The sequence below is a fragment of the Faecalibacterium sp. Marseille-Q4896 genome (genome assembly GCF_017377615.1).
Classification (GTDB): domain Bacteria; phylum Bacillota; class Clostridia; order Oscillospirales; family Ruminococcaceae; genus Faecalibacterium; species Faecalibacterium taiwanense.
In genome coordinates, this window is the sequence record NZ_JAFREG010000002.1 from 291303 (window position 1) to 315900 (window position 24598).

Sequence of the window (24598 nt, forward strand, 5' to 3'; positions counted from 1 at the left end):
GACTGTTGCACAAGAGCAGCGGGCTCGCCCTCTCCGTCATTGCTAACGCAATGCCACCTCTCCCAGAGTGAGAGGCTTTGGCAGTATGGTCAAGTTTCCGGTTTTGCCAAGGGCTCTCCCTTTGGGAGAGCTGCTGAGCAACGCGAAGCTGAGAGGGCGAGGACGCTAAAAATAAAAATAAGTGCAGCAGTCTTTTCTTCTATAAGGAGAGTTTTTCAAATGGCAAAACTGTATTTCCGTTACGGCGCGATGAACAGCGGCAAGAGCACCGCCCTGATGCAGGTAGCCCACAACTACGAAGAACAGGGGATGCGGGTGCTGATCCTCAAGCCACAGGTGGACACCAAGGGCGGCGGTGAGCTGGTGAGCCGTCTGGGCGTGCGCCGCAAGGCTGATCTGCTGATCCCGCCGGAGACGGACGTGTTCGAGGCCGTGCGCACGGCCAACGCTGACGGTGCGCCGCTGGCCTGCGTGCTGTGCGACGAGAGCCAGTTTTTCACTGCGCAGCAGGCAGAACAGCTGTTCATGGTCACGGTGGATTTGAACATTCCGGTGATCTGCTACGGCCTGCGGGCAGATTTTTCGCTCAAGGGCTTTCCCGGCTCTACCCGCCTGCTGGAGCTGGCCCACACCATCGAGGAGATGAAGACTATCTGCACCTGCGGCCGCAAGGCCATCTGCAACTGCCGCAGGGTGAACGGCAGATTCGTCTTTGAGGGCGAGCAGGTGGCCATCGATTTGGAAAACGATGTGCAGTACGTGAGCATGTGCCCCCAGTGCTATTTCAAGGCAAAGCGCGCGTTCTACGCCGAAAAAGCTGCTTCGCGGGTCGAATAAGCTTGTATACAAGGCTGCTGTGTCCAACGACACGGCAGCCTTTCTTTTTTATTCCCGGCCCACAGGCGCAGTCCACGCAGCAGCGCAAAATATGTTGCTGTCGGTGCTTCTTCACCTCCCAAAAGGGCGAAAAAGCACCGATTTCCATGCCCGAAGACCGGTGCCGGATGCCCGCCGCAAACAATTGATATATCAGAGTGAACATTTTTTGCGCTATTGATATATCAGTTCAAAGACTCCCATCCGGGCTTTTTAAGCTGGTGTTCGTCCACAATGTATGCAACGCTTCCACGTTCTGAAACGGAATGTTTACAAAATTATTGCAAAATTCGACGTTCCCCCTATGATGCATCCCAGTTTTCTATGCAAAATGGCGAAGTATACATGTTGCACAGTTTTTCGAGCCAAGTTTATTCATTTCAGCAAAGGCGTCAATTCTCGCGCGAAAACAAGAGCAATATTTGTACGTTTTTTGTTTAGATATCTGCAATTTGCGTCTTTCTTTTTGGTTGTTGTTTTGTTATCATAATTGTATACAACGGGGTATGTGCAGAACCCCCGTGCGAGATGATGTTTTCTGTATTTAGGAGGAGAACGAAAATGAGCAAGGCAATTTCTCGTCGTGATTTCATGAAGGTCACCGGCGCTGTGGGCGCTGCCGGCCTTCTGGCTGCCTGCGGCGGCAACTCTGCCGCATCCAGCTCTGCTGCTTCCACCGCTTCTTCCGCTCCCGCTGCTTCTGCAGACGAGAGCCTGGCACTGTCTGACGGCCCTGTTTCCATGACCATCAGCTGGTGGGGCGGCGACAGCCGTCACGAGGCTTACCAGAACGCCATCAAGGAGTTCCAGGCTGAGCACACCAACATCACCATCGAACCCACCTTCGCCGCATGGTCCGGCTGGGAAGAGAAGATGGCAGCTGCCTTCATCGCTGGCAACGCACAGGATGTGTGCCAGGTGAACTGGAACTGGCTGTACAACTACTCTGCTGATGGCAGCAAGTTCGTGGACCTGAACACTGTTTCCAAGTTCCTGGATCTGACCCAGTGGGATGCCGCTGCCATGGACGCCTGCTACGTTGCAAACAGCCAGCAGTGCGTGCCCGTTTCCATGACCGGCCGTATCTTCTTCTGGAACATGACCACCTTCAACAAGGCTGGCATCACCGAAGTTCCCAAGTCTCTGGATGATCTGATGGCTGCCGGCAAGGCATTCAAGGAGAAGCTGGGCGACGATTACTACCCCATGCATCTGGGCGCATACGACCGTATGATCCTGATGGTCTTCTACCTCGAGTCCAAGTACGGCAAGGACTGGGCTGACCCCGTCACCTCTACCCTGAACTACACCGAGGACGAGATTGCTGAGGGCATCGACTTCATCAAGAGCCTGGTGGATGGCCACGTCATGATGAACCTGAAGACCTACTACTCCGCTAACTCCGATACCGCTACCCACCAGTCCAACGAGTGGATCACCGGTAAGATCGCAGGCATCTTCGAGTGGGATTCCGCTGCTTCCAAGTACTCCTCCGCTCTGGATGACGCCAACAAGGACGGCTTCACCGTTGGCGAAGAGATCAAGTTCGGCGACAACAACGGCGGCTTCTCCAAGGTCTCCATGGGTCTGGCCATCACCAAGACCAGCAAGTGCGTTGCCGAGGCTGCTACCCTGATCAACTTCCTGCTGAACGAGGAGAAGGGCGCTTCCATCATGGGTTCCGAGTGCGGCATCCCCGCTTCCAAGGCTGGTCTGGCTGCTGCTCAGGCTGCCGGCGCTGTCAAGGATCTGGTGGCTGAGGCAAATGCCAAGGTCATGGCTTTCACCACCAACAAGCTGGATCCTCTGTTCGAGAACAACGACCTGAAGGCTTCCGGCACCGGCATCTATCAGGAAGTGTTCGATACCGTTGACTACGACGGCGTTGCCGGCGCAGACGTTGTTGACACCCTGCTGGACGGCATGGAGTCTGTTGGCTACACCATCGGCTAAGTTTCATTTTTGAGTGCCGCCGTGTGCGGTCACGCACAGAAAAGGGCACCCTTTGACTGAACCTGAGGGGCACCTGCCGCCCGACCGGCAGATGCCCCTTTTTTGTCAGAGATATATTACAAAATCTTGACAAAGCTGTATCCAGTCTGTTACCCCTTCGTCCGTCTCATGCTCCGAAATTCCTTAAAAAGGAGGATTTCCCAGATGAAAGAAAGCAATGCTCCCGCCGTCGGGCGCACCCCGTTCCAGAAGTGGCTGGACAAATATCAGGGTCTGTTTTATCTGATTCCCTGGATCATCGGCTTCGTCGTCTTTAAGGCAGTTCCCTTCGGTCAGTCGCTGTACTACAGCTTCACCGATATGAACTTCTTCAAGAGCGGTACCCAGTTCGTTGGTCTGGCCAACTACATCACGGCCTTTACCACCACCAAGATCACCAAGGCGCTGATCATCACCTTCAAGTACGCTTTCATCACCGTGCCTCTGAAGCTGGTCTTTGCGCTGTTCATCGCATACATCCTGAACTTCAAGATCGCATGCGTCAACCTGTTCCGTACTGTGTACTACATTCCCTCCATTCTGGGCGGCTCTGTTGCGATCGCCGTTCTGTGGAAGGCTGTATTCAGTGTGGACGGCCTGCTCAACACCGTTCTGCGCGCTGTCACCTTTGGTCTGGTGCAGGGCCCCGAGTGGCTGTCTGACCCCAGCTACGCGCTGTGGATCATCTGCTTCCTGCGTATCTGGCAGTTCGGTTCTGCCATGGTGCTGTTCCTGGCCGCTCTGAAGGGCGTGCCTGCAGACCTGTACGAAGCCGCTACCATTGATGGTGCCGGCAAGTGGCGTCAGTTCTTCTCCATCACCGTTCCGATGATCACTCCCATCATCTTCTACAACCTGGTCACTCAGATCTGCCAGGCTTTCCAGGAGTTCAATGGCCCGTACATCATCACCAATGGCGGCCCCCGTGGTTCCACCACGCTGATTTCTCTGCTGGTCTACAACTACGCATTCAAGTCTTATGACATGGGTATGGCATCCGCTCTGGCATGGATCATGTTCATCATCGTCTGCATCCTGACGATCATTGCATTCACCAGCCAGAAGAAGTGGGTCTACTACTCTGACGAAAGGTAAGGTGACCAGTATGGGAATGAAAGCATCGAACAAAATCGCGACCTTCTTCAAGTATTTCGTCCTGATCCTGGTCGGCGTCATCATGATCTATCCCCTGCTGTGGATGATCAGCGCTACCTTTAAGGACAACAGCGAGATCTTTGCAGGCATCAGCCTGTGGATTAAGCACCCCACTCTGGATGGCTACCGCGGCGCACTGAACAACTTTGGCGGTTCCATCAACATCCTGCAGGCCATGCTGAACACCTACAGCTACGTCATCCCCAAGGTGATCTGCACGGTGGTCTCCGCCTGTGTGGCTGCCTACGGCTTTGGCCGCTTCGATTTCCCCGGCCGTAAGCTGATGTTCAACATCATGCTGGCCACCCTGTTCCTGCCGCAGGTCGTTCTGAATGTGCCGCAGTACCTGCTGTACAACAAGTTCGGCTGGCTGGACAGCCCCTTCTATCTGGCTATCTGGGTGCACTGCGCATTTGCGACCGAGACCTACTTCGTCTACCAGCTGGTGCAGTTCATGCGCAATGTCCCCCGTGATCTGGACGAAGCCGCTGCCATCGACGGCTGCTCCTCCTTCCAGACCCTGTACAAGGTCATCGTGCCCATGCTTGGCCCCGCTCTGGTGTCCTGCGCACTGTTCCAATTCATGTGGAGCTGCAACGACTTCATGGGTCCGCTGCTTTACGTCAGCACTCCCGGTAAGTACCCGATGTCCCTGTTCGTCAAGCTGTCCATGGACGGTGATACCGGTTTCGCATGGAACAAGATCCTTGCTCTGTCCCTCATCTCCATCCTGCCGCAGCTGATCGTTTTCTTCTGTGCACAGGACCAGTTCGTTGAAGGTATCTCTGCCGGTGCCGTCAAGGGCTAAGCCCTTTCCCCGCACAGCATAAGATCATCTGATACAAACAAACACCCCCTGTGCCGTTCCCGTAGATGGCGCAGGGGGTGTTTCTTATTTCTTATGTCCTTTGCGGTACTGCAGTGGGCCGGTACCCATCACCTCGCGGAACACCCGGCGGAAATGGGCGGCGCTGGCAAAGCCGGTCTGCTCGGCTACCGCACTGATGGAAAGCTCAGTCGTTTCCAGCAGCTTCTGGGCCGCTTCGATGCGGCGGTTGTTGATGTAATCCACGATGGACTGGCCCGTTACCCGCCGGAACAAACGGCTCAGGTAGTAGGGCGAAAGATAAAACTGCGCCGCCACCTCGGTGAGGGAAAACTTCTGCCGGTAATTGGCCGCAAGGTAGGCGCAGATCTGCTCCACCGTTTCGTTGTGGGGACGCGCCACAGCGCTACTCTCGGCAATGCACTCCTGCTCCACATAGTGCAGGATCAGCAGCAGGTACAGCGGGCCGGGGTAATCCTGCTCGGTGCTGGCGCTGGCCATCATTTCCAGCAGGGTACGGATGCGGCTCTGCCACTGCACCGGTGCATACAGCACTGTGCGCTCCCCGGGCGCAAACAGGCGGCCGAAATCCCGCCCGGCTGTGTTTTTCAAATCATGCAGCATCCCCAGCGGAAAGTGGCACCCCACGATCTGCGGTACGGCGCTGCCGGTCTGTGCAAAGCGGCAGCCGCCGGGGCCAAGCAGCACGGCGCTGCCGGGGTTTACCAGCACATTCCCGCCCTCGTATTCCAGCGTGACGCTGCCCTCCGACACCAGCAGCAGATAGCAGGTGTCCTCATCCGGCGGCAGCTCGTAGCGGTTCGCATTCAGCCGCAGGGTGGCAGCGGCCACCTTGCCGGTAATCTTTTCACGTTCTGATCTCATAATACACTTCTCATCATCTTCCGAGGGAAAACCCTCTCCGTCATCGCTGCGCGATGCCACCTCTCCCAAAGGGCGAGGTTTTATGCATTTGACCGTTCCGCTCCATAAAAGCTCCCCCTTCGGGGGAGCTGGCAAACCCAAAGGGTTTGACTGAGAGGGTTCTTTTTCATCATACCATGCCCAAGGCATTTGGGCAAGACAAAACCATCAGGAGGTTCTCTCATGAATCTGTCGCTTATCCGTTCCATGACGCGCAGCGCTGTTTTCGAGCTGGAAAACGGCCTGTGCTATCGTCCGGCCCACCCGTTCACCGTTACCCTGAACGGCAAGACCGTCTACGAAGCCTGCCAGACCAACGTGTTCTCCCTGTTCTCCCTGCTGCCCGGTACGGAGTACACGGTGGGTGTGCAGGCCGAGGGCGAAAGCCTGACCTGCACCTTTACCACCGAGGCCGAGACCTTCTTTGTGGATGCTTCCCGCTACGGTCTGGTGGCCGACGGCACCACGGACAACACCCTCAAGCTGCAGGCGGCTCTTTCCACCTGCCCCAAGGGCGGCACAGTGTACGTGCCCGCAGGCCGCTACCGCACCTGCAGCCTGTTCCTGAAAAGCAACACCACCCTCTATCTTGAAAAGGGCGCTGTGCTGCTGGGCGACAATGACCGCACCCACTACCCCATCCTGCCCGGCGTGATCCCCAGCGAGAACGAGGTGGATGAATACTACCTGACCGGCTGGGAGGGCAACCCGCTGGACAGCTTTGCGGGTCTGTTGAACATCACGCAGGTGCACGATGTCGTTGTGACCGGCGAGGGCACGCTGGACTGCGATGCCGAGAACGGCGACTGGTGGGTAACGCCCAAGATCAAGCGCATCGCATGGCGGCCCCGCGCTGTGGCTGCTGTGGACAGCGAGAACATCTGCCTGCACGGCATCACGGTGCAGAACAGCTATTCGTGGACGATCCACCCCATCTTTGTCAAGCACCTTGACCTGCTGAACTTCAACATCAACAACCCCTACAATGCCCCCAACACCGACGGCATCGACCCCGAAAGCTGCGAGTATATCCGCATCATCGGCGTGAACATCCATGTGGGCGACGACTGCATTGCCATGAAGGCCAGCAAGGTATTCCTTGGCATGAAGCTGAAAAAGAGCTGTGAGCACACCGTTATCCGCAACTGCCTGTTGGACAAAGGCCATGGCGGCATCGTCATTGGCAGCGAGATGAGCGGCGGTGTGAAGGATATGGTGGTCACCCAGTGCCTGATGGACCACACCGACCGCGGCCTGCGCGTCAAGACCCGCCGTGGCCGCGGCAACACCGCCGTCATCGACGGGCTGGTGTTCCGCAACGTGGAGATGCGCGGTGTCAAGGCACCCTTCGTCATCAACATGTTCTACTTCTGTGACCCGGACGGCCACGGCCCCTATGTGCAGTGCCGCGATGCCATGCCCGTGGACGAGTACACCCCGAAGCTGGGCAGCCTGACCATGGAGGACATCGTCGCCACCGACGCTCAGTTCGCGGGATGCTACTTCGACGGCCTGCCGGAGCAGCCCATTGAGCGCGTTTCCATGAAGAACGTCACGATCACCTTTGACCCCAATGCCGAGGCCGGTCAGGCCGCTATGGCAGATAACCGCCCTCTGGTGAAGAAGCTGGCCATCTACGCCGAGAACGTCAAGGAGATCGACCTGCACAACGTGAAGATCGAGGGCTACGAGGGCGAACGCCTGCACTTTGCAAATGTCGGCCATTTTGAGGAGGACTGATACCATGACCCATGAAGAAATTCTTGCCATGCTGGGCGATTACGTGGACTACCTGATCGCCAATTCCAGCGCCGAAGCACCCATGTGGAACATCGAGAAGGTGCGCAGCGGCAAGCCCAACAAGTGGAACTACATCGACGGCTGCATGATCACGGCCTGCCTAAGCCTGTACAAGACCACCGGCGACGAGAAGTATCTGAACTTCTCCAAGAGCTTCATTGATTACTTTGTTCAGGAGGATGGCTCCATCAAGACCTACGACCCCAAGGAGTACAATCTGGATAACGTGAATCAGGGCAAGAACCTGTTCACCCTGTACGATATCTTTGGGGATGAAAAGTACCGCAAGGCCATCGAGACCATCCGCAGCCAGCTGGCCACCCAGCCCCGCACCAAAGAGGGCAATTTCTGGCACAAGGACATCTACCCATGGCAGGTGTGGCTGGACGGCACCTACATGGCCCAGCCCTTCTACATGGAGTACGAGACCCGCTTTAACAAGATGCAGGGCTGCATCGACAGCTACAAACAGTTCATGAATATCAAAAAACACATGCGGGACGAAAAGACCGGCCTGTACTACCACGGCTACGATGAGAGCCGCCAGATGTACTGGGCCGACCCCGTCACCGGCTGCAGCCCCAACTTCTGGCTGCGTGCCATGGGCTGGTTCATGGTAGCTATGGTAGATGTGCTGGAGCGGATGGACGAGCAGCTATACAATGAGTACCGCGGCATCATGGCAATGCTCAAGCAGACCATTGAGGATGTGCACAAATTCCAGGACGAGGAGACCGGCATGTTCTGGCAGGTGATGGACCGCCCCGGTGTGGAGGGCAACTACCTCGAGACCAGCGGCACCGCTCTGTTTGCCTACGCGGTGCTCAAAGGCGTGCGTCTTGGCTACCTGCCCAAACGCATGGCCGCATGGGCCGAAAAGGCCTTCTACGGCACCTGCGACAAGTATCTCTCCAAGAACCCGGATGGCAGTCTGCAGCTGGACGGCATCTGCCTAGTGGCGGGTCTTGGCGGCAAGGATCACCGCGACGGCTCTCTGGCCTACTATTTCAGCGAGCCGGTGGTCTGCAACGATGCCAAGGGTGTCGGCCCGCTGGTGCTGGCTTACACCGAAATGATTGCACGCAAGTAAACTGCATATCGTGGGCGGGCAGCTTTCTTGCCGGACACGAGTCGGGCCATTCCATCGCCCGCAGGGCTGTTGCAAAACAGCGTCTCTTTAAAATGTTGAAAACAGCCGCATTCACCGTACAAAACGGGCAGAACGCTGAAAACTCAAAGGCAGATCTCAAAAAAAAATGAGATAGGCAGCCCCTTCCGGGGAAGCCTATCTCATTTTTTCGTTGGGGCTGTTTTGCAACAGCCCCTTCTCTATGGAAAGAGGTTCAACATGAATTCTCGAAGATGGCTTATCAGAACTTGAACAGGTTCACGATGCGCTGCCACAGGCGGGTAAAGATATTGCCTTCTTCCACCGTCTCAGTCTCGGCTGCAGTGGTGTCGGCAGCGGCCACGGTTTCAGCGGTCTTATAGACGAACTTGACGCTGCTCTCGGCATCGTCCGGTGCACCGGCAAAGCTGGTGTAGTCGTTCAGGCGGTCGGTCATCTCGTCCAGCACGGTCTTCAGGCCATGGAGCTGATCCTGATCCAGCGCGCCGGTCAGCTTGGAGATGCCTTCCTCGTTGAACTGGTTCAGACCGTCGTTCAGCTGGCCTGCGCCGTCATTCAACTGACCTGCACCGGTGTTCAGGGTGTTCACGCCGTCATACAGGGTCTTGGTGCCTGCAGCCAGCTGTGCGCTGCCATCCTTTGCGGAGTGGGCACCGTCCGCAGCGGTCTGCACGCCTGCGGTGTACTGGTTCACGCTGGAAACAAAGAACTGGATCTGAGAAAGGCTGGTTTTCAGGGCGCGGACATCGGCCATATCCTGACTGTTCTCCACCTGATACTTCAGCTCGGCCTTGGCGGTGTTCTTTGCATCGGCATTGGTCACCATCTCCAGAGCGCCGGTCAGCATGGAAGCGTCAAAGTTCTGCATCAGCTTGAGGGCTGCTTCCAGATCGTGGTTCGTCTTGGTCGCGGACAGATACAGGGCCAGATCCAGCTGGCTATCCTTGAAGCTGGGTTCCTGCTCCCAGATGGTGCGCACCATCTTTTTGCGGCCGGCAGCAAGGGTCTTATCGTTCATGGTGAGGATGTTGTCGATCACAGCCTCGTAGTTCGACCATGTCATGTCCTCGTCGATCAGGCCGCCTTCCTTCAGGGTCTTGTTGGCAGAAGCCAGCACACCGTCAGCCACCTGCTGCGCACCGGCGTTCAGTGCTGCATTGTTGGCGCTCAGGGTGTCCAGACCGTTGGTCAGCTGGCCAAGGCCGTCGTCCAGAGCGGCAGCGCCGTTGTTCAGGGTGTTGGCACCGTCCAGCAGGGCCAGAACACCGCCTGCCAGCTGAGAGGTGCCGTCCACCAGCTGGGAAGCGCCGTCCATGAGCTGGCTCATGGCATCGTTCAGCTGGTTGATGCCATCGGTCAGGTCGTTGATGCTGCTCAGGTCAAACACATTGTCCGTGCCAAGAGCAGCGGTGCTGGTAGCGCAGGCCACCATGACCTGCGGGCAGGTAAAGTCTTCCACATCGGCTTCCACAGTCACGGTGTCCTGCAGATAGTCTTCGATGCTGTCCACCTCATCGGGCAGCAGGCCGGACAGGGAATCCTTCACGCCCGGCAGGGTAACAAAGGCGGCAACGCTGCTTTTGGCGGCGCTTTCGATCATACCGTGTTCTGCGGTCACGTTGGCAGCATCCCCGCCCAGAATGACGCCCACAGCGGTGATCAGCGGAGTGACGATGGTGCGGTCCTTGCCGTTCACGTTCACGGTGCCGGTCTCGTTGTTCTTCAGGTTGACGGTCACAGTCAGGTGGCCGCTCTTGCCAATGATGTCCTCAAGGGCAGCTTCCTGACCGTCCAGAGCGTAGGTCACCTTCACATCGATGGGCAGGGCCTTGTCGGTATTGCCCTTGTAGTAAACATCGGTGTCGTTGGTGTTCCACACCAGCTCTTCCCCGTTCTGGGTGAACTCGGCATCGCTCTCAGTGTTCTGGATGTCGGTCAGGGTGGTCTTGTCGGTAACGTTTGCAAGGCCGGAGGCGCTGTACAGATGCTCGCTGACGGTGGTGCTCTTGATGGAGCCGTCGCCGTTCATCACAGCATAGACGGTCTCGGATTTGGAAAAGCTGCTCTTACCAGCTGCAAATGCGGGCATTGCACAGCCTGCGGCGAGGGTGAGAGCCAGCGCCGCACTGGCGAAACGAAGCGATTTTTTCATAATGTAATTACTCCTTTTCAGACTTCTTGGCGTTGGCGGATTCGGGTACCATCCACTTGAGGGTGGTGTGGCGGATGATCCAGTCGCACAGCATCAGGGCTGCGGGCAGCATCACCAGAATGACCACCATGCTGATCAGTGCGCCGCGGGAGATCAGCAGGCAGATGCTCTTCAGCAGCTCCATCTTACTGATGGCAGCCACACCGACGGTGGCGGCAAAGAAGGTCAGGCCGCTGGTCAGGATGGACTGGCTGCAGTGCTCCAGCGACTGCTGGGCGGCTTCCTTCGGTGTGCGGCCAAAGGCGCGCTCCTCGTGGTAACGGGTGGTCATCAGGATGGAGTAGTCCACGGTAGCACCCAGCTGGATGGTGCCAATGACGATGCTTGCAATGAAGGGCAGCTGCGTACCGGTGAAGTACGGGATGCCCATGTTGATGGCGATGGCGGCTTCAATGCTGGCCACCAGCAGCGCCGGGATGGAAATGCTCTTGAAGGAAACGGCGATGATGACCAGAACGGCCATGATGGACCAGACGTTGACGTTCTTGAAGTCCACATCTGCCACTTCGATCAGGTCTTTCGTCATGGCACCCTCGCCGGTGATGACGCCCTCGGGGTCAACGGTCTTGATGAGGGAAATCATCTCGTCCAGCTGGTTGTTGATGGCGTCCGTGCCAGTCTTATAAGAGCTGTTGGCAAGGATCAGCTTGTAGCCGCCGGACTGCAGGATCTCCATGATGCTGTCGGGAAGCAGCTCGGTCTGGAAGCCCGGGCCGGTGATGGAATCCAGACTTACCACCTGCGTAATGCCATCCACGTCCTTGAGTTCATCGCACAGGTCGCTCACCTCGGTGGCAGTCAGGTCGTCATGCACCAGAATGAAGTGGCTGGTGGTCATGCCGAAGTCCTCGCCCAGCTTGTTGGTGCCCACGATGCCGGTCAGGTCCTGCGGCAGGGAGTCGAACAGGGTGTAGTACACCTCGGTCTTGTTCTGCGCGATGGCAAAGGGGATGAGGATGAGGATAAAGATAACCACGATGGGCACCGAGTGGTTGGAAACAAAGTAGCTGAGCTTTTTCAGCTTGGGGATCACGGTGCGGTGCTTGTACTTTTCCACCCATTTATCAAAGGTAAGGATCAGGGAGGGCAGGATGACCACGGTGCAGATGACACCGAGGGCAACGCCCTTTGCCATGACAAGGCCGATATCGCGGCCCAGCGTCAGACGCATGGCACACAGTGCCAGGAAGCCTGCAATGGTGGTCAGGCTGGAAGCGGAGATGGAGGTCATGGTCTTGCAGATGGCGCTGGTCATGGCCTCCTCGTTGGAAGAGCGCAGCTCCTTCTCTTCCTGATAGCGGTGCAGCAGGAAGATGGAGAAGTCCATCGTGACACCCAGCTGCAGCACGGTGGCCAGCGCTTCGGTGATGTAGCTGATCTGGCCCAGAAAGATGTTGGTGCCGAAGTTGTACGCAATGGGGAACAAAAGACCCAGCATGAACAGCAGCGGGGTGATGGTGCTTTCCAGCGAAAGGAACAGCACCAGAAGGCTGGCACCCACGGCGATCAGGATGTACATGGGCATTTCCTGATTGACCAGTGCCTTGGTGTCCTGCAGGATAACGCTCATACCGCCGAAGAAGCAGTCCTTGCGCAGCAGCTTTTCGATCTGAGCGACGGCTTCCATGGTCTCGTCGCTGGCGCTGGGGGCGTCAAAGCGGACGATCAGCATGGTGGAATCGTTCTTGCCGAACATGAACTGCTGCACATCGGCGGGTAGCATCTCGGTGGGGATGCTGGGGTCGATCACATCGCTGAGCCAGAAGGTCTGGGTCACGCCGGGAACAGCCTCGATGTCCTTCTTCATGGCGATTAGTTCGTTTGTGGGTAAGCCTTCTACCGTGATCATACCGGTGGAGGCCAGATGGAAATCGTCCTCAAGGGCTACCTCGCCGATCATGGAGTCCAGATCCTGCGGCAGGTAGGTGAGGATGTCATAGTTGATGCGGGTAGCAATTGCGCCGATTGCGGAAGGGATCAACAGCAGGAATGCTACTGTCAGGATCAGCTTGCGCAGCCGCACAATGCCCTGTGCGATCTTTTTCATGAGAACCCTCCATAGAAAATGGTTAAAAATCTTAGTAAAATGACTGGTGGTCATTTCCAAGCAAACACTATTATAACCATGACAAACCGGGTGTCAAGTACAAAAATGACCAGAAGTCAGTTTTCTTATCAACTGCCTGAAATTGTATAGCTTTTTTGACTTGCACTATCGGGAAAGGACTGCTAAAATGATTGAGACAACACAAATGAGCGAATGAAACCGAGCGGAAAAGAGGAATCGTCAGGGAATATGGGTACCGTGGAGGGCAAAAAGCAGGAGAAGCGCCGGGCACTGCTGGAGGCAGCCTATGATCTGTTTCTGGAGCGAGGTGCCGCAAAAACCAGCGTAGAGGATATCACCAGCCGGGCCAAGGTGGCCAAGGGCACCTTTTATCTGTATTTTCAGGATAAAGGTGCGGTGATGCAGGCGCTGCTGGGCCGGGTGAGCTACCAGCTGCTGAGCAACGCGTGCGAAGCGGTGGAAAAGCAGACAGAGCTCGAAAACTTCCCGGACAAGATGGTGGCGGTGATCGACCACATCATCGAAGCACTACGGAAGGATACGCTGGTGCTCAAGTTTCTGGAGCACAACTTCATATGGCCGGGGCTGGACCAGATCGAAGCCAGCCGCGAAGCCGAGCCGCTGATGCGCAAGCTGCTGAATGTGGTGCTGACCAGCCCGGAAATGGCCGGCCGCACCGAGCGGGAGATCTACCAGCGCATCACGGCACTGGGCAGCATGTGCATGTCGGTGTGTTATTCCAGCGTGCTGGAGGGCAAGCCCGATGACATTGAGGCCATGAAGCCGGTGCTGTATGATATCGTCCGCAGGTCGCTGAAGGCGGAAAAATAAAAAATCACAGAAAAGTATTGCTTTTTTGCACAGGCTGTGGTAAACTATCTAAGTCGATATGACTTATGGACGGTTAGCTCAGCTGGTAGAGCATCTGCTTGACGTGCAGGAGGTCACAGGTTCGAGTCCTGTACCGTCCACCATACAGTTCGTACTCGAACCCGATTCTTTATGAAAAAGGGTTCGGGTACGTTTTTTGTTTATCGGAGGTTCTGCGGAGAGAGTACGCAGAGCAGTAAACGAGCAAAGGCAGAGTATCACCATGACGGTGGTATCCTGCCTTTTGCTTTGCATCCCCCTATACTGTGCGTTTCGGGTCAATCGCTGCGTATGTCCGTCCGTACGTACGCGGGAAAAAGGGAGAGTTCTGACATATAGCAGTGGTCTTTTGTCAAGCTGTATGGTATACTCAAACCAGTGAGCATGCTAAACGAATCGTAATGAAAGGGCGTGTTATAATGGGATATGGTTGGGCAACAGTTTTCACTTTGGCTGCATGGTTTGCAGGATTGGTTCTTGATGCAAATGTGACTTTTTTGGGTGACCTTGGGCTGAGAGCTGTGCTTCCCATTATCGTAATGGGGTGTTGCATTATGAAGCATACGAAAGATTGTAACTCAAAATAAGCAAAGACATATTAACCACACTATCATAGTAGAAAGAAGGAAAATTATGAACGCAACAGATGTTTTACATGATAATAAAGACAATATCTGCCTGACATCCTATTGTATGGATTGTATCCACCATGAGTATTTTCGCTATCAGGAAGATCATTTCACACATGAGCATTGTCAAATATGGGGAAAAGATGGATGCCATTCAATGTGCAACGATAAAGAAACTCAAACGGAATATAGATGGACGGATGAAAATCGGTGGGACTAAAATTTTCACCAGCAGGGTTTGGGGCAGGCACGTCCCAACAAGAAGCTGTCCCGGATGGGCAGAAAATTTCCAAGAATTGAAAATTTGTGGCCACGGGACGATTCTTACCCTATTGTCACCGTTGCAGCTGTAGTCATTTTGTGATACAATATTCCTGACAGGAGGTGTCCCGTATGATGCAGACATTCGTTCGCCCTTCCCGGGACCTGCGCAACCATTACGCCGAAATTTCGGAGATGCTCAAAGACCATGACCATGTGATCATCACGAATCATGGCCGTGGGGAATCAGTTCTCATCAACATTGAGGACTACGCCAAGTACGAGGAGTTCTTGCACCAGCGGTATGTTGCCGAGGCACTTGCCAAGGCAAAGCAGCAGGCGGCTGACCCCGACACGCAATGGGCAGACCACGAAAGCGTATGGGAGACGCTGGGCAAGCAGTATGACGTATAAAATCAAATATCTGCCCCTTGCTGTACAGGACCTGAACGATATCGCCCGATATCTGTCTGGCTTTTACCCTAAAACAGCTAGCCGCGTACTGAAAGAGCTGCGGGAGAAGATCACAAAATTGGGCGATACCCCGAAAATGTGCGAGATCTACCGCCTCGACCCTGCTTACCGTAGGATGGTCGTTGACCAGTATCTTGTATTTTACCGCGTCAACGATGAAATAAAGACTGTGGAGGTCCACCGTGTGCTGCGAGGTGCGTGGAATCTGCCGCAGTATCTGGAATAAATCCAGGTTCGCCTGCCCTTGGCAGTGCTCTGCCGCAAAAGTCCTCAGACGGTTGTCTGGGGCTTTTTTGTTGCGCCATCCACTAACCCACGTCAGAGCAGGACGAGAACCGCATCTGTTTTCCCCTCAAGGTTTTCCATTGCATTTCATAGAAAAGTGTGTTTCAATAAAAAGAGCCATACGGCGATCAGACGCAGTGAGAAGGTGGGTGCAGGATGTTCAAAATTGCGATCGTAGAGGATCAGGAAGAAACACGGGAAAGCCTGAACCGGTTCGTCCGGCAATATGCGCAGGAGCAGGGCCTGCAGGTGGAGATCAGTCTCATCACAGACGGTGCCGAGATCGCAGAGCACTATACGCCGGGATTCGACATCATTTTTATGGACGTGGAGATGCCACGGCTGGACGGCTTTGGAGCAGCCGAAGCTATCCGGGCCGTGGATGCGGATGTGGTGCTGGTCTTTGTGACCAACATGGCACAGTATGCCATCCGGGGCTACGAGGTGGATGCACTGGATTATGTGCTGAAGCCGGTGAACTATTATCAGTTCTGCACCAAGCTTTCCCGCGCCATCCAGCGGGTGCAGCGGCGCAGAGGCGGGCAGGTGGTGCTGCAGCTGGCGGGCGGCGGCATCCAGCTGCTGGACACCGCTGATATCTATTATCTGGAGACCCACAGCCGGATGCTGTACTACCACACCTCCAAAGGCGAGTTCGCGGCACGCGCCAGCCTGCAAAGTGCCGAAAAGCAGCTTGCCGAGTATCATTTTGTCCGCTGCAACCAATGCTATCTGGTCAATCTGGCCTACGTCAAGGGCATTGAAAACGACTTTGCCCTTGTGAAAAACGACCGGCTGGAGATCAGCCGACGGCAGCGTACGGCCTTTCTTACCGCAGTAGCGTCCTACATGGGAGGTGTGCTGTGACCACATCGCTGCTGAACAGCCTGCTCCGGGCGCTGCTGCGCTGGGGCGCGGCGCTGGTCTTTTGTCTGCCTTTGCGGCATCGCTCCCATTTCTGGGCGCGCGCCTGCGGGATGCTGTTCCCGCTGCTTTTGCTGGCGCAGCTGCTGGACCCTCTGGCACAGTCCACAACACTGTGGCAGCAGCAGCTCCTGCTGCTGGTGCTTTACATCTCCTTTTTTGCGCTGCTGGGCGGGATGATCTATCTGTGTACGGATATCAATAAAAAAGGTGCCCTGTACTGCGCAGTATGGAGCCTGCTCATCGCGCAGTGCGCCTACGAGAGCTGGTGCTTTCTGGAGCTGCAGTTTACCCGGTATGGACACCCGCTGAACATGGCTTCCCCTTGGGCGGTTCTGGTACAGCTGCTGTCCGGGGCGGTATTCTTTGCGGCGGTGTACATCCTGCTGGCACGGCAGCTTCCTTATAAAGGAGAATACAACATCGGGCCCCGGCAGCTGTTCAGCGCGTTCTTCATTGGCATCCTGTTCATGGTGCAGGCCGCCGTGCTGGACAATGCCCGCACCGAACATACTCCGCTGAGCCTTACCGTTACCATTCTGATCGGGCAGTTCTATTTTATCACCCTGCTGTATTTTCAGAGTGAGCTGTTCAAGAAGTCTGCCATGGAAAAAGAGATGAATGAACTGAACCTGCTGTACGAGCGTCAGCGTCAGCAGTATCAGGTGGCCCGGCAGAACGTGCAGATCATTAACAAGCGCTGCCATGAGCTGAAAGTGCAGATTGCCAATCTCCGCAAGCTGTCGCCCGAAGCGGTACCACAGGAGCGCATTGATGAGGCCGAGCGCGCGGCCCGCCTGTATGACGCGAACCGCAACACCGGCAATGAGGTGCTGGATGTGGTGCTGACCGAGAAGAGCCTGCTGTGCGAGTCCCGGGGCATCCAGCTGAATGCCGTGGCAAACGGCAGCTGTCTGGGCTTTTTTGAAGCGGGGGATCTGTACGCATTGTTTGCCAATGCGCTGGATCACGCCGTGGAAAGCGCCGTGCAGATCTCCCGGCCAGAGTGCAGGGTCATCGATCTGCTGGTCTGTGTGCGGCAGGGTTTTGTGGTGGTGAACATCATCAGCCCGCTGCGCCCGCCGGAACAGCAGGCAAGCCGCTCTGCACAATACGAGCTGAAGGTGATCCGGCGCATCGTGCAGAAGTACAAAGGCACTTTGACTCTGGAAGAGCAGGGCGAGTTTTTTGCGGAAAAGATCATCTTTCCGCTGCAAAAATAAGTTAAGAAAACGGCAGCCGCCGCAGAAGTTCCGGAAACGGAAGGACTGCGGCGGTTTTCTTTTTTCGACTTGTTGGATACATCTGCTTGTGAAAAACTTACAAATATATCAGTTTACATTTGGCAGTCCAAAACCGAATGCGCACGCAAAACGACCGATTTTCGCACGCATCTTGCGAAATACGGCCACTCTGATAAAATAATGACAAAGAGCAAAAAAACGAAAAAAATCACTGTACCACAGCAAAAACAGGAGGAATCGGATGCGTAGTATTGCAAAGCTCATGAAGGACTGGCAGTTTACCGGCCCGAACGGCGTTACCACCGCCGTAGAGCTGCCCCATACATGGAACGCCAGGGACGGTCAGGACGGCGGCAACGATTACTGGCGGGGCTGCTGCACCTACTGCACCCGCTTTGCAGCACCGGTGTACGACCCGGCACAGCAGCAGGTATGGCTGCAATTTGAGGGCGTCAACGCCAGCGCCGCCGTGCTGCTGAACGGTCAGCAGCTCTGCACCCATGACGGCGGCTACTCCACCTTCCGGGCAGAGGTCACGGAGCTGCTGCAGGCAGAGAACCAGCTCACGGTGCGGGTGGACAACAGCGTCAACGACCGCGTTTACCCCCAGAAAGCAGACTTCACCTTCTACGGCGGCATCTACCGGGATGTGAGCCTGCTGGTGGTGAACAAAAACCACATTGCGCTGGGACATTTTGGCGATACCGGCGTGAAGATCACCCCGGCCCTGCAGGAGAACAGCGCCGACATCCGGGTGGAAACGCTGGTGGAAGGCAGCGGCACCGTGACGGTGGAGCTGCTGGATGCTGAGGGCCGCACCGCTGCAAAGGGCGAAGGCGAAAATACTTTCCTCCATCTGGATGCTCCCCACCTGTGGAACGGCGTGAAGGACCCCTACCTGTACACCTGTGTGGTTCGTTTGCTGCAGGACGGCAAGCCGGTGGATGAAGTGACCACCAAGGTGGGCCTGCGCAGCTTCTCTGTAGACCCAAAGAAGGGCTTTTTCCTCAACGGCAGGCCCTATCCCCTTCACGGTGTGTCCCGCCATCAGGACCGCAAGGGTCTGGGCAACGCCATCACCCGGGAGATGCATGATGAGGACATGGCGCTGATCCGGGAGCTGGGTGCAAACACCGTCCGGCTGGCGCACTACCAGCACGACCAGTATTTCTACGACCTGTGCGACCAGTACGGCATGGTGGTCTGGGCAGAGATTCCCTACATTTCCGAGCATCTGCCCAATGGCCGGGAAAATACCATCAGCCAGATGAAGGAGCTCATCCACCAGAACTACAACCACCCCTCCATCGTCTGCTGGGGTGTGTCCAACGAGATCACTATTTCCACCAAGGACAAGGCGGATATGCTGGACAACCATCGGGTGCTCAACGAACTGTGCCACAAGATGGATTCCACCCGCCTGACCACGCTGGCCTGCTACGCCATGTGCGGCCCCTTCAACCCGGTGGCACACATCACCGATCTGGTCAGCTGGAACCTGTATCTGGGCTGGTATGTGCCGGGGCTGTTCCTGAATGACCTGTGGATAGACTTTTTCCATCTGGTATACCCCAACCGTCCGCTGGGCTTTTCCGAGTACGGTGCCGAGGGCATGCCCAACCTCCACAGTGCCCACCCCCGCCGGGGCGACCACACCGAGGAATATCAGGCCAAGTACCACGAGTATATGCTGAAGTGCTTTGATCGCCACCCGTGGCTGTGGGCGACCCATGTGTGGAACATGTTCGATTTTGCAGCCGATGCCCGGGATCAGGGCGGCGAGCCGGGCATGAACCACAAGGGTCTTGTCACCTTTGACCGAAAGACCAAAAAGGACAGCTTCTACCTCTATAAAGCATGGTGGAGTGAGGAAAACTTCGTCCACATCTGCTCCAAGCGGTTCACCGACCGCACCGAGAAGGAGATCGAGGTCAAGGTCTACTCCAACCAGAACTCCGTCGCCCTGTATGCGGACGGCAAAAAGCTGGCAGAGCAGACCGGCGAGCACATCTTCAGGTTCCGCGTGCCGCTGCATGGCAAGGTGGAGCTGAAGGCGGTTGCAGGCGACTGCATCGACACCGCATCCTTCCGCAGTGTGGCAGAGCCGAACCCCAGCTACAAGCTGGTGAAAACCAAGTCCAAGAGTGCGAACTGGGTATAAACAAGGACATTCCGCTGTCTGGCGGTTGTTATACATGAAAAGGAGGAGAACCAATGAATACCAAGAAACCCAAAGTACGTTTGTGGTCGGTACTCACTGCACTGACGGCGATCCTGACCATCGCCGCCATCGTGGGCAACATGATCGCAAATCAGTACGCCACCACCCTGAACGTTGCTCTGAATGCATCGACCTATAAGATCATCAAGGGCGACACTACGGAAGATACCGAATACTTCAAAGCGGGCTTTACTTCCGACGAAGAGCGCGAGGCTTACGAAGCAGAGCTGTGCGCCACCGTTGAGGCCGAGGGCGCTGCCCTGCTGAAGAATGACAACGCTGCCCTGCCGCTGGCAGGCAGCGCCAAGGTCAGCCTGTTCGGCCATGGCTCTGTGGACCTGATGTACGGCGGCACCGGCTCCGGTTCCGTGGATACCAGCAAGGCCCCCAACCTGAAGGAAGCACTGGAAGCTCAGGGCATTCAGGTCAACCAGACGCTGTGGGATCTGTACAAGTCCGACAGCATGATGACGAATTACAGCCGCGTTACCCCGGCTTCCATCTCGGATACGCTGGAAGCAAACACCCAGTACGCTGTCAATGAAGCTCCGTGGAGCGCACTGTCCAGCGCCGAGAGCAGCTTTGCCGAGTACGGCGATGCTGCCATCGTGGTGTTCTCCCGCTCCGGCGGTGAGGGTGCAGACCTGCCCAGCGGCACCAACGGCACCAACGACAGCTGGATCTCCGGTTCCGAGGGCAGCGGCAACTATCTGGAGCTGTCTGCTGAAGAGATCGAGCTGCTGAAGAACCTGAAGGCACTGAAGGACAACGGCACCTTCAAGTCCATCGTCGTCCTGATCAACAGCTCCAACGCACTGGAAATGGACTTCCTCAACCCTGCCATCTGCGGCGAGGACTACGGCATTGATGCCGCCATGTGGATCGGTGATGTGGGCCAGACCGGCATCAACGGTGTGGGCCAGCTGCTCGCCGGCACTGTGACCCCCTCCGGCTCTCTGGTGGACACCTACCTGTACGACAATCTGGCAAACCCCGCCATGTACAACTTCTACACCCAGGCTTACCCCAACGCAGCAGAGTACAATCTGCTGACCGAGGGTGCGGATGTGCAGGGCATGTACAGCGTCTATCAGGAAGGCATCTATCTGGGCTACCGCTACTTCGAGACCCGTTACGAGGATGTGGTCATGGGCACTGCCAAGGCAGGTGACTATGACTGGGCCACCACCGTTGCCTATCCCTTCGGCTACGGCGACAGCTACACCACCTTCGCTTACAGCAACTTCAATGTGACCGAGTCTGACGACGCCTTCACCGTCACCCTGAAGGTCACCAACACCGGCAAGACCTATTCCGGCAAGGAGACCGTGCAGGTCTACTTCCAGTCTCCCTACACCGACTACGACAAGGCAAACGGCATCGAGAAGGCCGCTGCAGAGCTGTGCGGCTTTGCCAAGACCGATGTGCTGGCTCCCGGCGCTTCCGAGGATGTGACCATCACCGTGAAGAAGAGCGAGCTGCGCACCTACGACGCAAACAACGCCAAGACCTACATTCTGGATGCCGGTGACTACTACTTCACCGCTGCTACCGATTCTCACAACGCCGTCAATAACATCCTTGCTGCCAAGGGCTACACCGTGGCCGGCACCAATGGCCGCATGACCGAGGACGGCGATACTTCTCTGGTCTGGAAGTGGACCAACGAGGCACTGGATGCCACCACCTATGCAGCCAGCGCCAACGGCACTGCCATCACCAACCTGTTCGATGAGTCCGACCCCAACAAGAGCAGCGATGCTCCCGGCAGCGTGACCTGGATGAGCCGCTCCGACTGGACCGGCACGGTTCCCACCCAGCCTGCAGCCCTGACCGCCAACGAAACGCTGGCTGCAGATCTGGCCTTTACCCAGTACGACGGCACCGAGGCCGACAGCGTCGAGATGCCCACTCTGGGTGCCAAGAACGGCCTGACCCTCGCTTCCATGATCGGCAAGGACTTCGACGATCCCCAATGGGAGACCCTGCTGGATCAGCTGACCTTCGATGAGATGGTCAACACCATCACTCTGGGCTTCCACAACACTGCAGCGGCTGCCTCCATCGGCAAGACCGCTACCAAGGACGAGAACGGCCCGCAGGGCCTGACCGCTGCCCTGACCGGCGGTGCATCCGCCATGTGCTACACCTCCGAGGATGTCATGGCTGCCACCTTCAATGTGGACCTGATCAACGAAGTGGGCAAGTGCATCGGTGAGGACTGCCTTGCCATGGGTTACTCCGGTCTGTACGGCCCCGGCATCAACATGCACCGTACCGCCTACTCCGGCCGTAACTTCGAGTACTACGCCGAGGATCCCTTTGTGGCCGGCACCATCTGCGCTGCCGAGGTGCAGGGCATCCAGTCCAAGGGCGTGTATGTCTACCTGAAGCACGTTGCCCTGAACGACTCCGAGACCAGCCGCCGTGGTGTCAACACCTGGCTGAACGAGCAGACCGCCCGCGAGATCTATCTGGAAGTGGCCGATAAGGCCATCACGGATGGCGGCGCATGGTGCGTGATGACCGGCTTCAACCGCTGGGGCGCAACCTGGTGCGGTGCCAACTCCAACCTGCTGAACGGCTTCCTGCGTGAGGAGCTGGGCATGCGCGGCATGTGCATCACCGACTTCTCCGGCTCCAGCCAGTACATGGATCTGGTGGACGGCCTGATCGCCGGTTCCGACATCTGGGACAGCCCGATGCCCAAGATCCACACCACCAAGGCTGCTAACTACGAGAACGATGCCTACATCGTGACCCAGATGCGCAATGCAATGCATCACATCCTGTACACCGTGGTCAACTCCAACGCCATGAACGGCTGGTCTGCAAGCGATACGCTCAAGACCGTGCTGCCCTGGTGGCAGACTGCGATCTATGCACTGATCGCCGTGCTGGCTGTGCTGACCGTGCTGTGCGCATGGCAGCTGAGCAAGGCCCTCAAGCGCAAGAAGGAGCTGGCAGACACCGCTCCTGCTGTTGACCAGAAGTAATTCCGGTCTGCACGATCCCTGACCCAATGTTACGGCAGCCTGCCCCGAAGGCGGGGCGGGCTGCCGCTTTTTATCAAAGACAAAAGGAGAGACCGCAATGGGCGAACAAAAAACAACGGCGTCGAGTGTGAACCGCGCCAAAACCTACCAGCTGGTGCTGTTTCCGCTGAACAACGGCGCGACCAACGTGTACTATGTGCTGGTGCTTTCCTACATCGCGACCTTCGGCAGCAAGGTGCTGGCCCTGAGCATGCTGTTTGCTTCGGTGATGGTCACCGGCATGCGCCTGTTCGATGCCGTCACCGACCCCATCATTGGTGCCCTCATGGACCGCACCAACGGCAGGTTCGGCAAGTTCCGGCCCTTCATGGTCATCGGCAACCTCATCATGGCAGCAAGCATTCTGGTGCTGTACTGCCTCACCCCGCTCATCCCCGCCAGTGCCATGGGGCTGCGCTACGCTGCGTTCGTTGCCCTGTATGCCGTGTGGGTCATCGGCTACACCTTCCAGACCAGCTGCACCCGCTCCGGCCAGACCGTGCTGACCAATGACCCCAAGCAGCGCCCCCTGTTTACCATCTTCAACACGGTGGGCAGCCTGCTGGGCATGGGTGCCATGCAGTTCTTTGCCCCCATCCTTGCCAAGAACTATGAGGGCGGCTACGCTTCCGCCGGGTTCTTCCGCACGCTGGCTCCGGTGGGCATCGTCATCTCCATCCTGCTCACCCTGCTGGCTGTCATCGGCATCTGGGAGAAGGATCAGCCCAAGTACTTTGGCATCGGCGGCGAAAAGACCGAGAAGATCAAAGTGAGCGAGTACATCCAGATCATCAAGAACAACGATCCCATGCAGCGGCTGATGGTGGCCGGTGCGGGCTGCAAGCTGGCGCTTTCCATCGCCACCAACACCACCGTGCTGTGCATGCTGTACGGCTGCATGATGGGCAACTACGACGGCCTGTACCTGCCCATGATGGTGCTGGGCTATGTGTTCAGCGTGCCCTTCTTCCTGCTCACCGTCCGCACCAGCCAGAAGGAGGGCCAGAAGGCCAGCCTGATGAAGTACGTCAGCGTGGCGCTGGTGTGCTATGTGGGCGTGCTGGTGCTGCTGCTGCTCTGGGGCCGCGGCGATGCCTTCACCCTGTCCATTCTGGGCGAGAACGGCCTTTCCATCAACCTGTACACCATCCTGTTCATCGTTTTCTTCGGCATCGGCTACGGTGCCTACTACGCCACCGCCGATATGCCCATCCCCATGGTGGCCGACTGCTCCGACTACGAGACCTACCGCAGCGGCAAGTATATCCCCGGCATCATGGGCACCCTGTTCAGTCTGGTGGACAAGCTGGTGTCCAGCCTGTCCGCTACCGTTGTGGGCATCGCGGTCAGCTTTGTGGGCCTGCAGAGCCTGCCCACCCAGTATGACCCCTACACCCCGGGCATGAACTGGGTGGTCATCGTGCTGTTCTGCATCATCCCCATGGTGGCATGGGCGGCTACCCTCATCGCCATGAAGGGCTACACCCTGACCGGTGCCAAGATGAAGGAGATCCAGGCGGTCAACGCCTGCCGCCGCGATGCAGTGGCCAAGGGCATGAAGCTGGAAGAGGCCATGGACAAGTGGCAGACCATGGAGCAGCTGCCGGCGGAATACCGGAGCTGAGACGCTGTATGGAACTGAATACCGATCTCACCGGCAAGGTGGCTGTCGT

The 24598-nt window shown here is 56.8% G+C and carries 17 protein-coding genes and 1 tRNA gene; 15 read left to right on the plus strand and 3 right to left on the minus strand.

Going from position 1 to position 24598, the window contains the following annotated elements:
- The first annotated feature begins 219 nt into the window (after positions 1 to 219).
- From J3348_RS05285 to J3348_RS05300, 4 genes are all read left to right on the plus strand, one after another.
- A complete protein-coding gene (locus J3348_RS05285) occupies positions 220 to 837 on the plus strand; it encodes a thymidine kinase (protein WP_005942920.1) in 618 nt (205 codons plus the stop codon).
- Positions 838 to 1437: 600 nt separating this feature from the next.
- The gene (locus tag J3348_RS05290) at positions 1438 to 2829 is read left to right on the plus strand and encodes an ABC transporter substrate-binding protein (protein ID WP_207698506.1); all 1392 of its coding nucleotides are present in this window, start codon (positions 1438 to 1440) and stop codon (positions 2827 to 2829) included.
- 204 nt (positions 2830 to 3033) lie between these two features.
- On the plus strand, positions 3034 to 3963 hold the full coding sequence (locus J3348_RS05295; RefSeq protein ID WP_097773808.1) for a sugar ABC transporter permease: 930 nt from the start codon (positions 3034 to 3036) through the stop codon (positions 3961 to 3963).
- A gap of 10 nt (positions 3964 to 3973) precedes the next feature.
- On the plus strand, positions 3974 to 4831 hold the full coding sequence (locus J3348_RS05300) for a carbohydrate ABC transporter permease (protein ID WP_005942942.1): 858 nt from the start codon (positions 3974 to 3976) through the stop codon (positions 4829 to 4831).
- Positions 4832 to 4915: 84 nt separating this feature from the next.
- On the opposite strand, the gene J3348_RS05305 is transcribed toward J3348_RS05300, so the two are convergent.
- Positions 4916 to 5734 carry an AraC family transcriptional regulator gene (locus tag J3348_RS05305; RefSeq protein ID WP_154256274.1) on the minus strand — a complete coding sequence of 273 codons (819 nt, stop codon included), beginning with the start codon at positions 5732 to 5734 and terminating at the stop codon, positions 4916 to 4918.
- Positions 5735 to 5956: 222 nt separating this feature from the next.
- On the opposite strand from J3348_RS05305, the gene J3348_RS05310 reads away from it, so the two are divergent.
- Both J3348_RS05310 and J3348_RS05315 read left to right on the plus strand, forming a co-directional pair.
- The gene (locus J3348_RS05310; protein WP_044953799.1) at positions 5957 to 7513 is read left to right on the plus strand and encodes a glycoside hydrolase family 28 protein; all 1557 of its coding nucleotides are present in this window, start codon (positions 5957 to 5959) and stop codon (positions 7511 to 7513) included.
- A 4-nt stretch (positions 7514 to 7517) separates the two neighbouring features.
- The gene (locus tag J3348_RS05315; RefSeq protein WP_207698507.1) at positions 7518 to 8663 is read left to right on the plus strand and encodes a glycoside hydrolase family 88 protein; all 1146 of its coding nucleotides are present in this window, start codon (positions 7518 to 7520) and stop codon (positions 8661 to 8663) included.
- A gap of 280 nt (positions 8664 to 8943) precedes the next feature.
- On the opposite strand, the gene J3348_RS05320 is transcribed toward J3348_RS05315, so the two are convergent.
- Entirely contained in the window at positions 8944 to 10854 is a 1911-nt protein-coding gene (locus J3348_RS05320) for a hypothetical protein (RefSeq protein ID WP_207698508.1), read from the minus strand.
- Positions 10855 to 10861: 7 nt separating this feature from the next.
- Positions 10862 to 12961: an MMPL family transporter gene (locus tag J3348_RS05325; RefSeq protein WP_044953801.1), complete on the minus strand. Its 2100-nt coding sequence runs from the start codon at positions 12959 to 12961 to the stop codon at positions 10862 to 10864.
- Between the two features lie 249 nt (positions 12962 to 13210).
- Here J3348_RS05325 and J3348_RS05330 point away from each other — a divergent pair, with 249 nt between their 5' ends.
- The 9 genes from J3348_RS05330 to J3348_RS05370 all read left to right on the plus strand — a co-directional run bounded on the left by J3348_RS05330 (position 13211) and on the right by J3348_RS05370 (position 24549).
- A complete protein-coding gene (locus J3348_RS05330) occupies positions 13211 to 13813 on the plus strand; it encodes a TetR/AcrR family transcriptional regulator (protein ID WP_154259434.1) in 603 nt (200 codons plus the stop codon).
- Between the two features lie 67 nt (positions 13814 to 13880).
- Positions 13881 to 13956 (plus strand) — tRNA-Val (locus tag J3348_RS05335).
- A 918-nt stretch (positions 13957 to 14874) separates the two neighbouring features.
- Positions 14875 to 15156 carry a type II toxin-antitoxin system prevent-host-death family antitoxin gene (locus J3348_RS05340; protein ID WP_005935267.1) on the plus strand — a complete coding sequence of 94 codons (282 nt, stop codon included), beginning with the start codon at positions 14875 to 14877 and terminating at the stop codon, positions 15154 to 15156.
- Entirely contained in the window at positions 15146 to 15442 is a 297-nt protein-coding gene (locus tag J3348_RS05345) for a type II toxin-antitoxin system RelE/ParE family toxin (RefSeq protein WP_005942795.1), read from the plus strand. Before J3348_RS05340 ends, J3348_RS05345 begins: the two co-directional genes overlap by 11 nt.
- A 215-nt stretch (positions 15443 to 15657) precedes the next feature.
- A complete protein-coding gene (locus J3348_RS05350) occupies positions 15658 to 16368 on the plus strand; it encodes a LytTR family DNA-binding domain-containing protein (protein WP_005942793.1) in 711 nt (236 codons plus the stop codon).
- Positions 16365 to 17648, plus strand: a complete 1284-nt coding sequence (locus tag J3348_RS14455; RefSeq protein ID WP_207698509.1) for a GHKL domain-containing protein — start codon at positions 16365 to 16367, stop codon at positions 17646 to 17648. The genes J3348_RS05350 and J3348_RS14455 overlap by 4 nt, the downstream gene beginning before the upstream one ends.
- Before the next feature lie 262 nt (positions 17649 to 17910).
- Positions 17911 to 19830 (plus strand): glycoside hydrolase family 2 TIM barrel-domain containing protein, encoded by a 1920-nt coding sequence (locus J3348_RS05360; RefSeq protein WP_005942787.1) that lies wholly within the window; start codon positions 17911 to 17913, stop codon positions 19828 to 19830.
- A gap of 53 nt (positions 19831 to 19883) precedes the next feature.
- A complete protein-coding gene (locus J3348_RS05365) occupies positions 19884 to 22886 on the plus strand; it encodes a glycoside hydrolase family 3 protein (RefSeq protein WP_005942785.1) in 3003 nt (1000 codons plus the stop codon).
- Positions 22887 to 22983: 97 nt separating this feature from the next.
- Positions 22984 to 24549, plus strand: a complete 1566-nt coding sequence (locus J3348_RS05370; RefSeq protein WP_207698510.1) for an MFS transporter — start codon at positions 22984 to 22986, stop codon at positions 24547 to 24549.
- The last annotated feature ends 49 nt before the right edge of the window (positions 24550 to 24598 follow it).

Coding starts and splice junctions, on each gene's coding strand:
- J3348_RS05285 (WP_005942920.1), top strand. CDS start 220: ATGGCAAAACTGTATTTCCGTTACGGCGCGATGAACAGCGGCAAGAGC.
- J3348_RS05290 (WP_207698506.1), top strand. CDS start 1,438: ATGAGCAAGGCAATTTCTCGTCGTGATTTCATGAAGGTCACCGGCGCT.
- J3348_RS05295 (WP_097773808.1), top strand. CDS start 3,034: ATGAAAGAAAGCAATGCTCCCGCCGTCGGGCGCACCCCGTTCCAGAAG.
- J3348_RS05300 (WP_005942942.1), top strand. CDS start 3,974: ATGGGAATGAAAGCATCGAACAAAATCGCGACCTTCTTCAAGTATTTC.
- J3348_RS05305 (WP_154256274.1), bottom strand. CDS start 5,734: ATGAGATCAGAACGTGAAAAGATTACCGGCAAGGTGGCCGCTGCCACC.
- J3348_RS05310 (WP_044953799.1), top strand. CDS start 5,957: ATGAATCTGTCGCTTATCCGTTCCATGACGCGCAGCGCTGTTTTCGAG.
- J3348_RS05315 (WP_207698507.1), top strand. CDS start 7,518: ATGACCCATGAAGAAATTCTTGCCATGCTGGGCGATTACGTGGACTAC.
- J3348_RS05320 (WP_207698508.1), bottom strand. CDS start 10,854: ATGAAAAAATCGCTTCGTTTCGCCAGTGCGGCGCTGGCTCTCACCCTC.
- J3348_RS05325 (WP_044953801.1), bottom strand. CDS start 12,961: ATGAAAAAGATCGCACAGGGCATTGTGCGGCTGCGCAAGCTGATCCTG.
- J3348_RS05330 (WP_154259434.1), top strand. CDS start 13,211: ATGGGTACCGTGGAGGGCAAAAAGCAGGAGAAGCGCCGGGCACTGCTG.
- J3348_RS05340 (WP_005935267.1), top strand. CDS start 14,875: ATGATGCAGACATTCGTTCGCCCTTCCCGGGACCTGCGCAACCATTAC.
- J3348_RS05345 (WP_005942795.1), top strand. CDS start 15,146: ATGACGTATAAAATCAAATATCTGCCCCTTGCTGTACAGGACCTGAAC.
- J3348_RS05350 (WP_005942793.1), top strand. CDS start 15,658: ATGTTCAAAATTGCGATCGTAGAGGATCAGGAAGAAACACGGGAAAGC.
- J3348_RS05360 (WP_005942787.1), top strand. CDS start 17,911: ATGCGTAGTATTGCAAAGCTCATGAAGGACTGGCAGTTTACCGGCCCG.
- J3348_RS05365 (WP_005942785.1), top strand. CDS start 19,884: ATGAATACCAAGAAACCCAAAGTACGTTTGTGGTCGGTACTCACTGCA.
- J3348_RS05370 (WP_207698510.1), top strand. CDS start 22,984: ATGGGCGAACAAAAAACAACGGCGTCGAGTGTGAACCGCGCCAAAACC.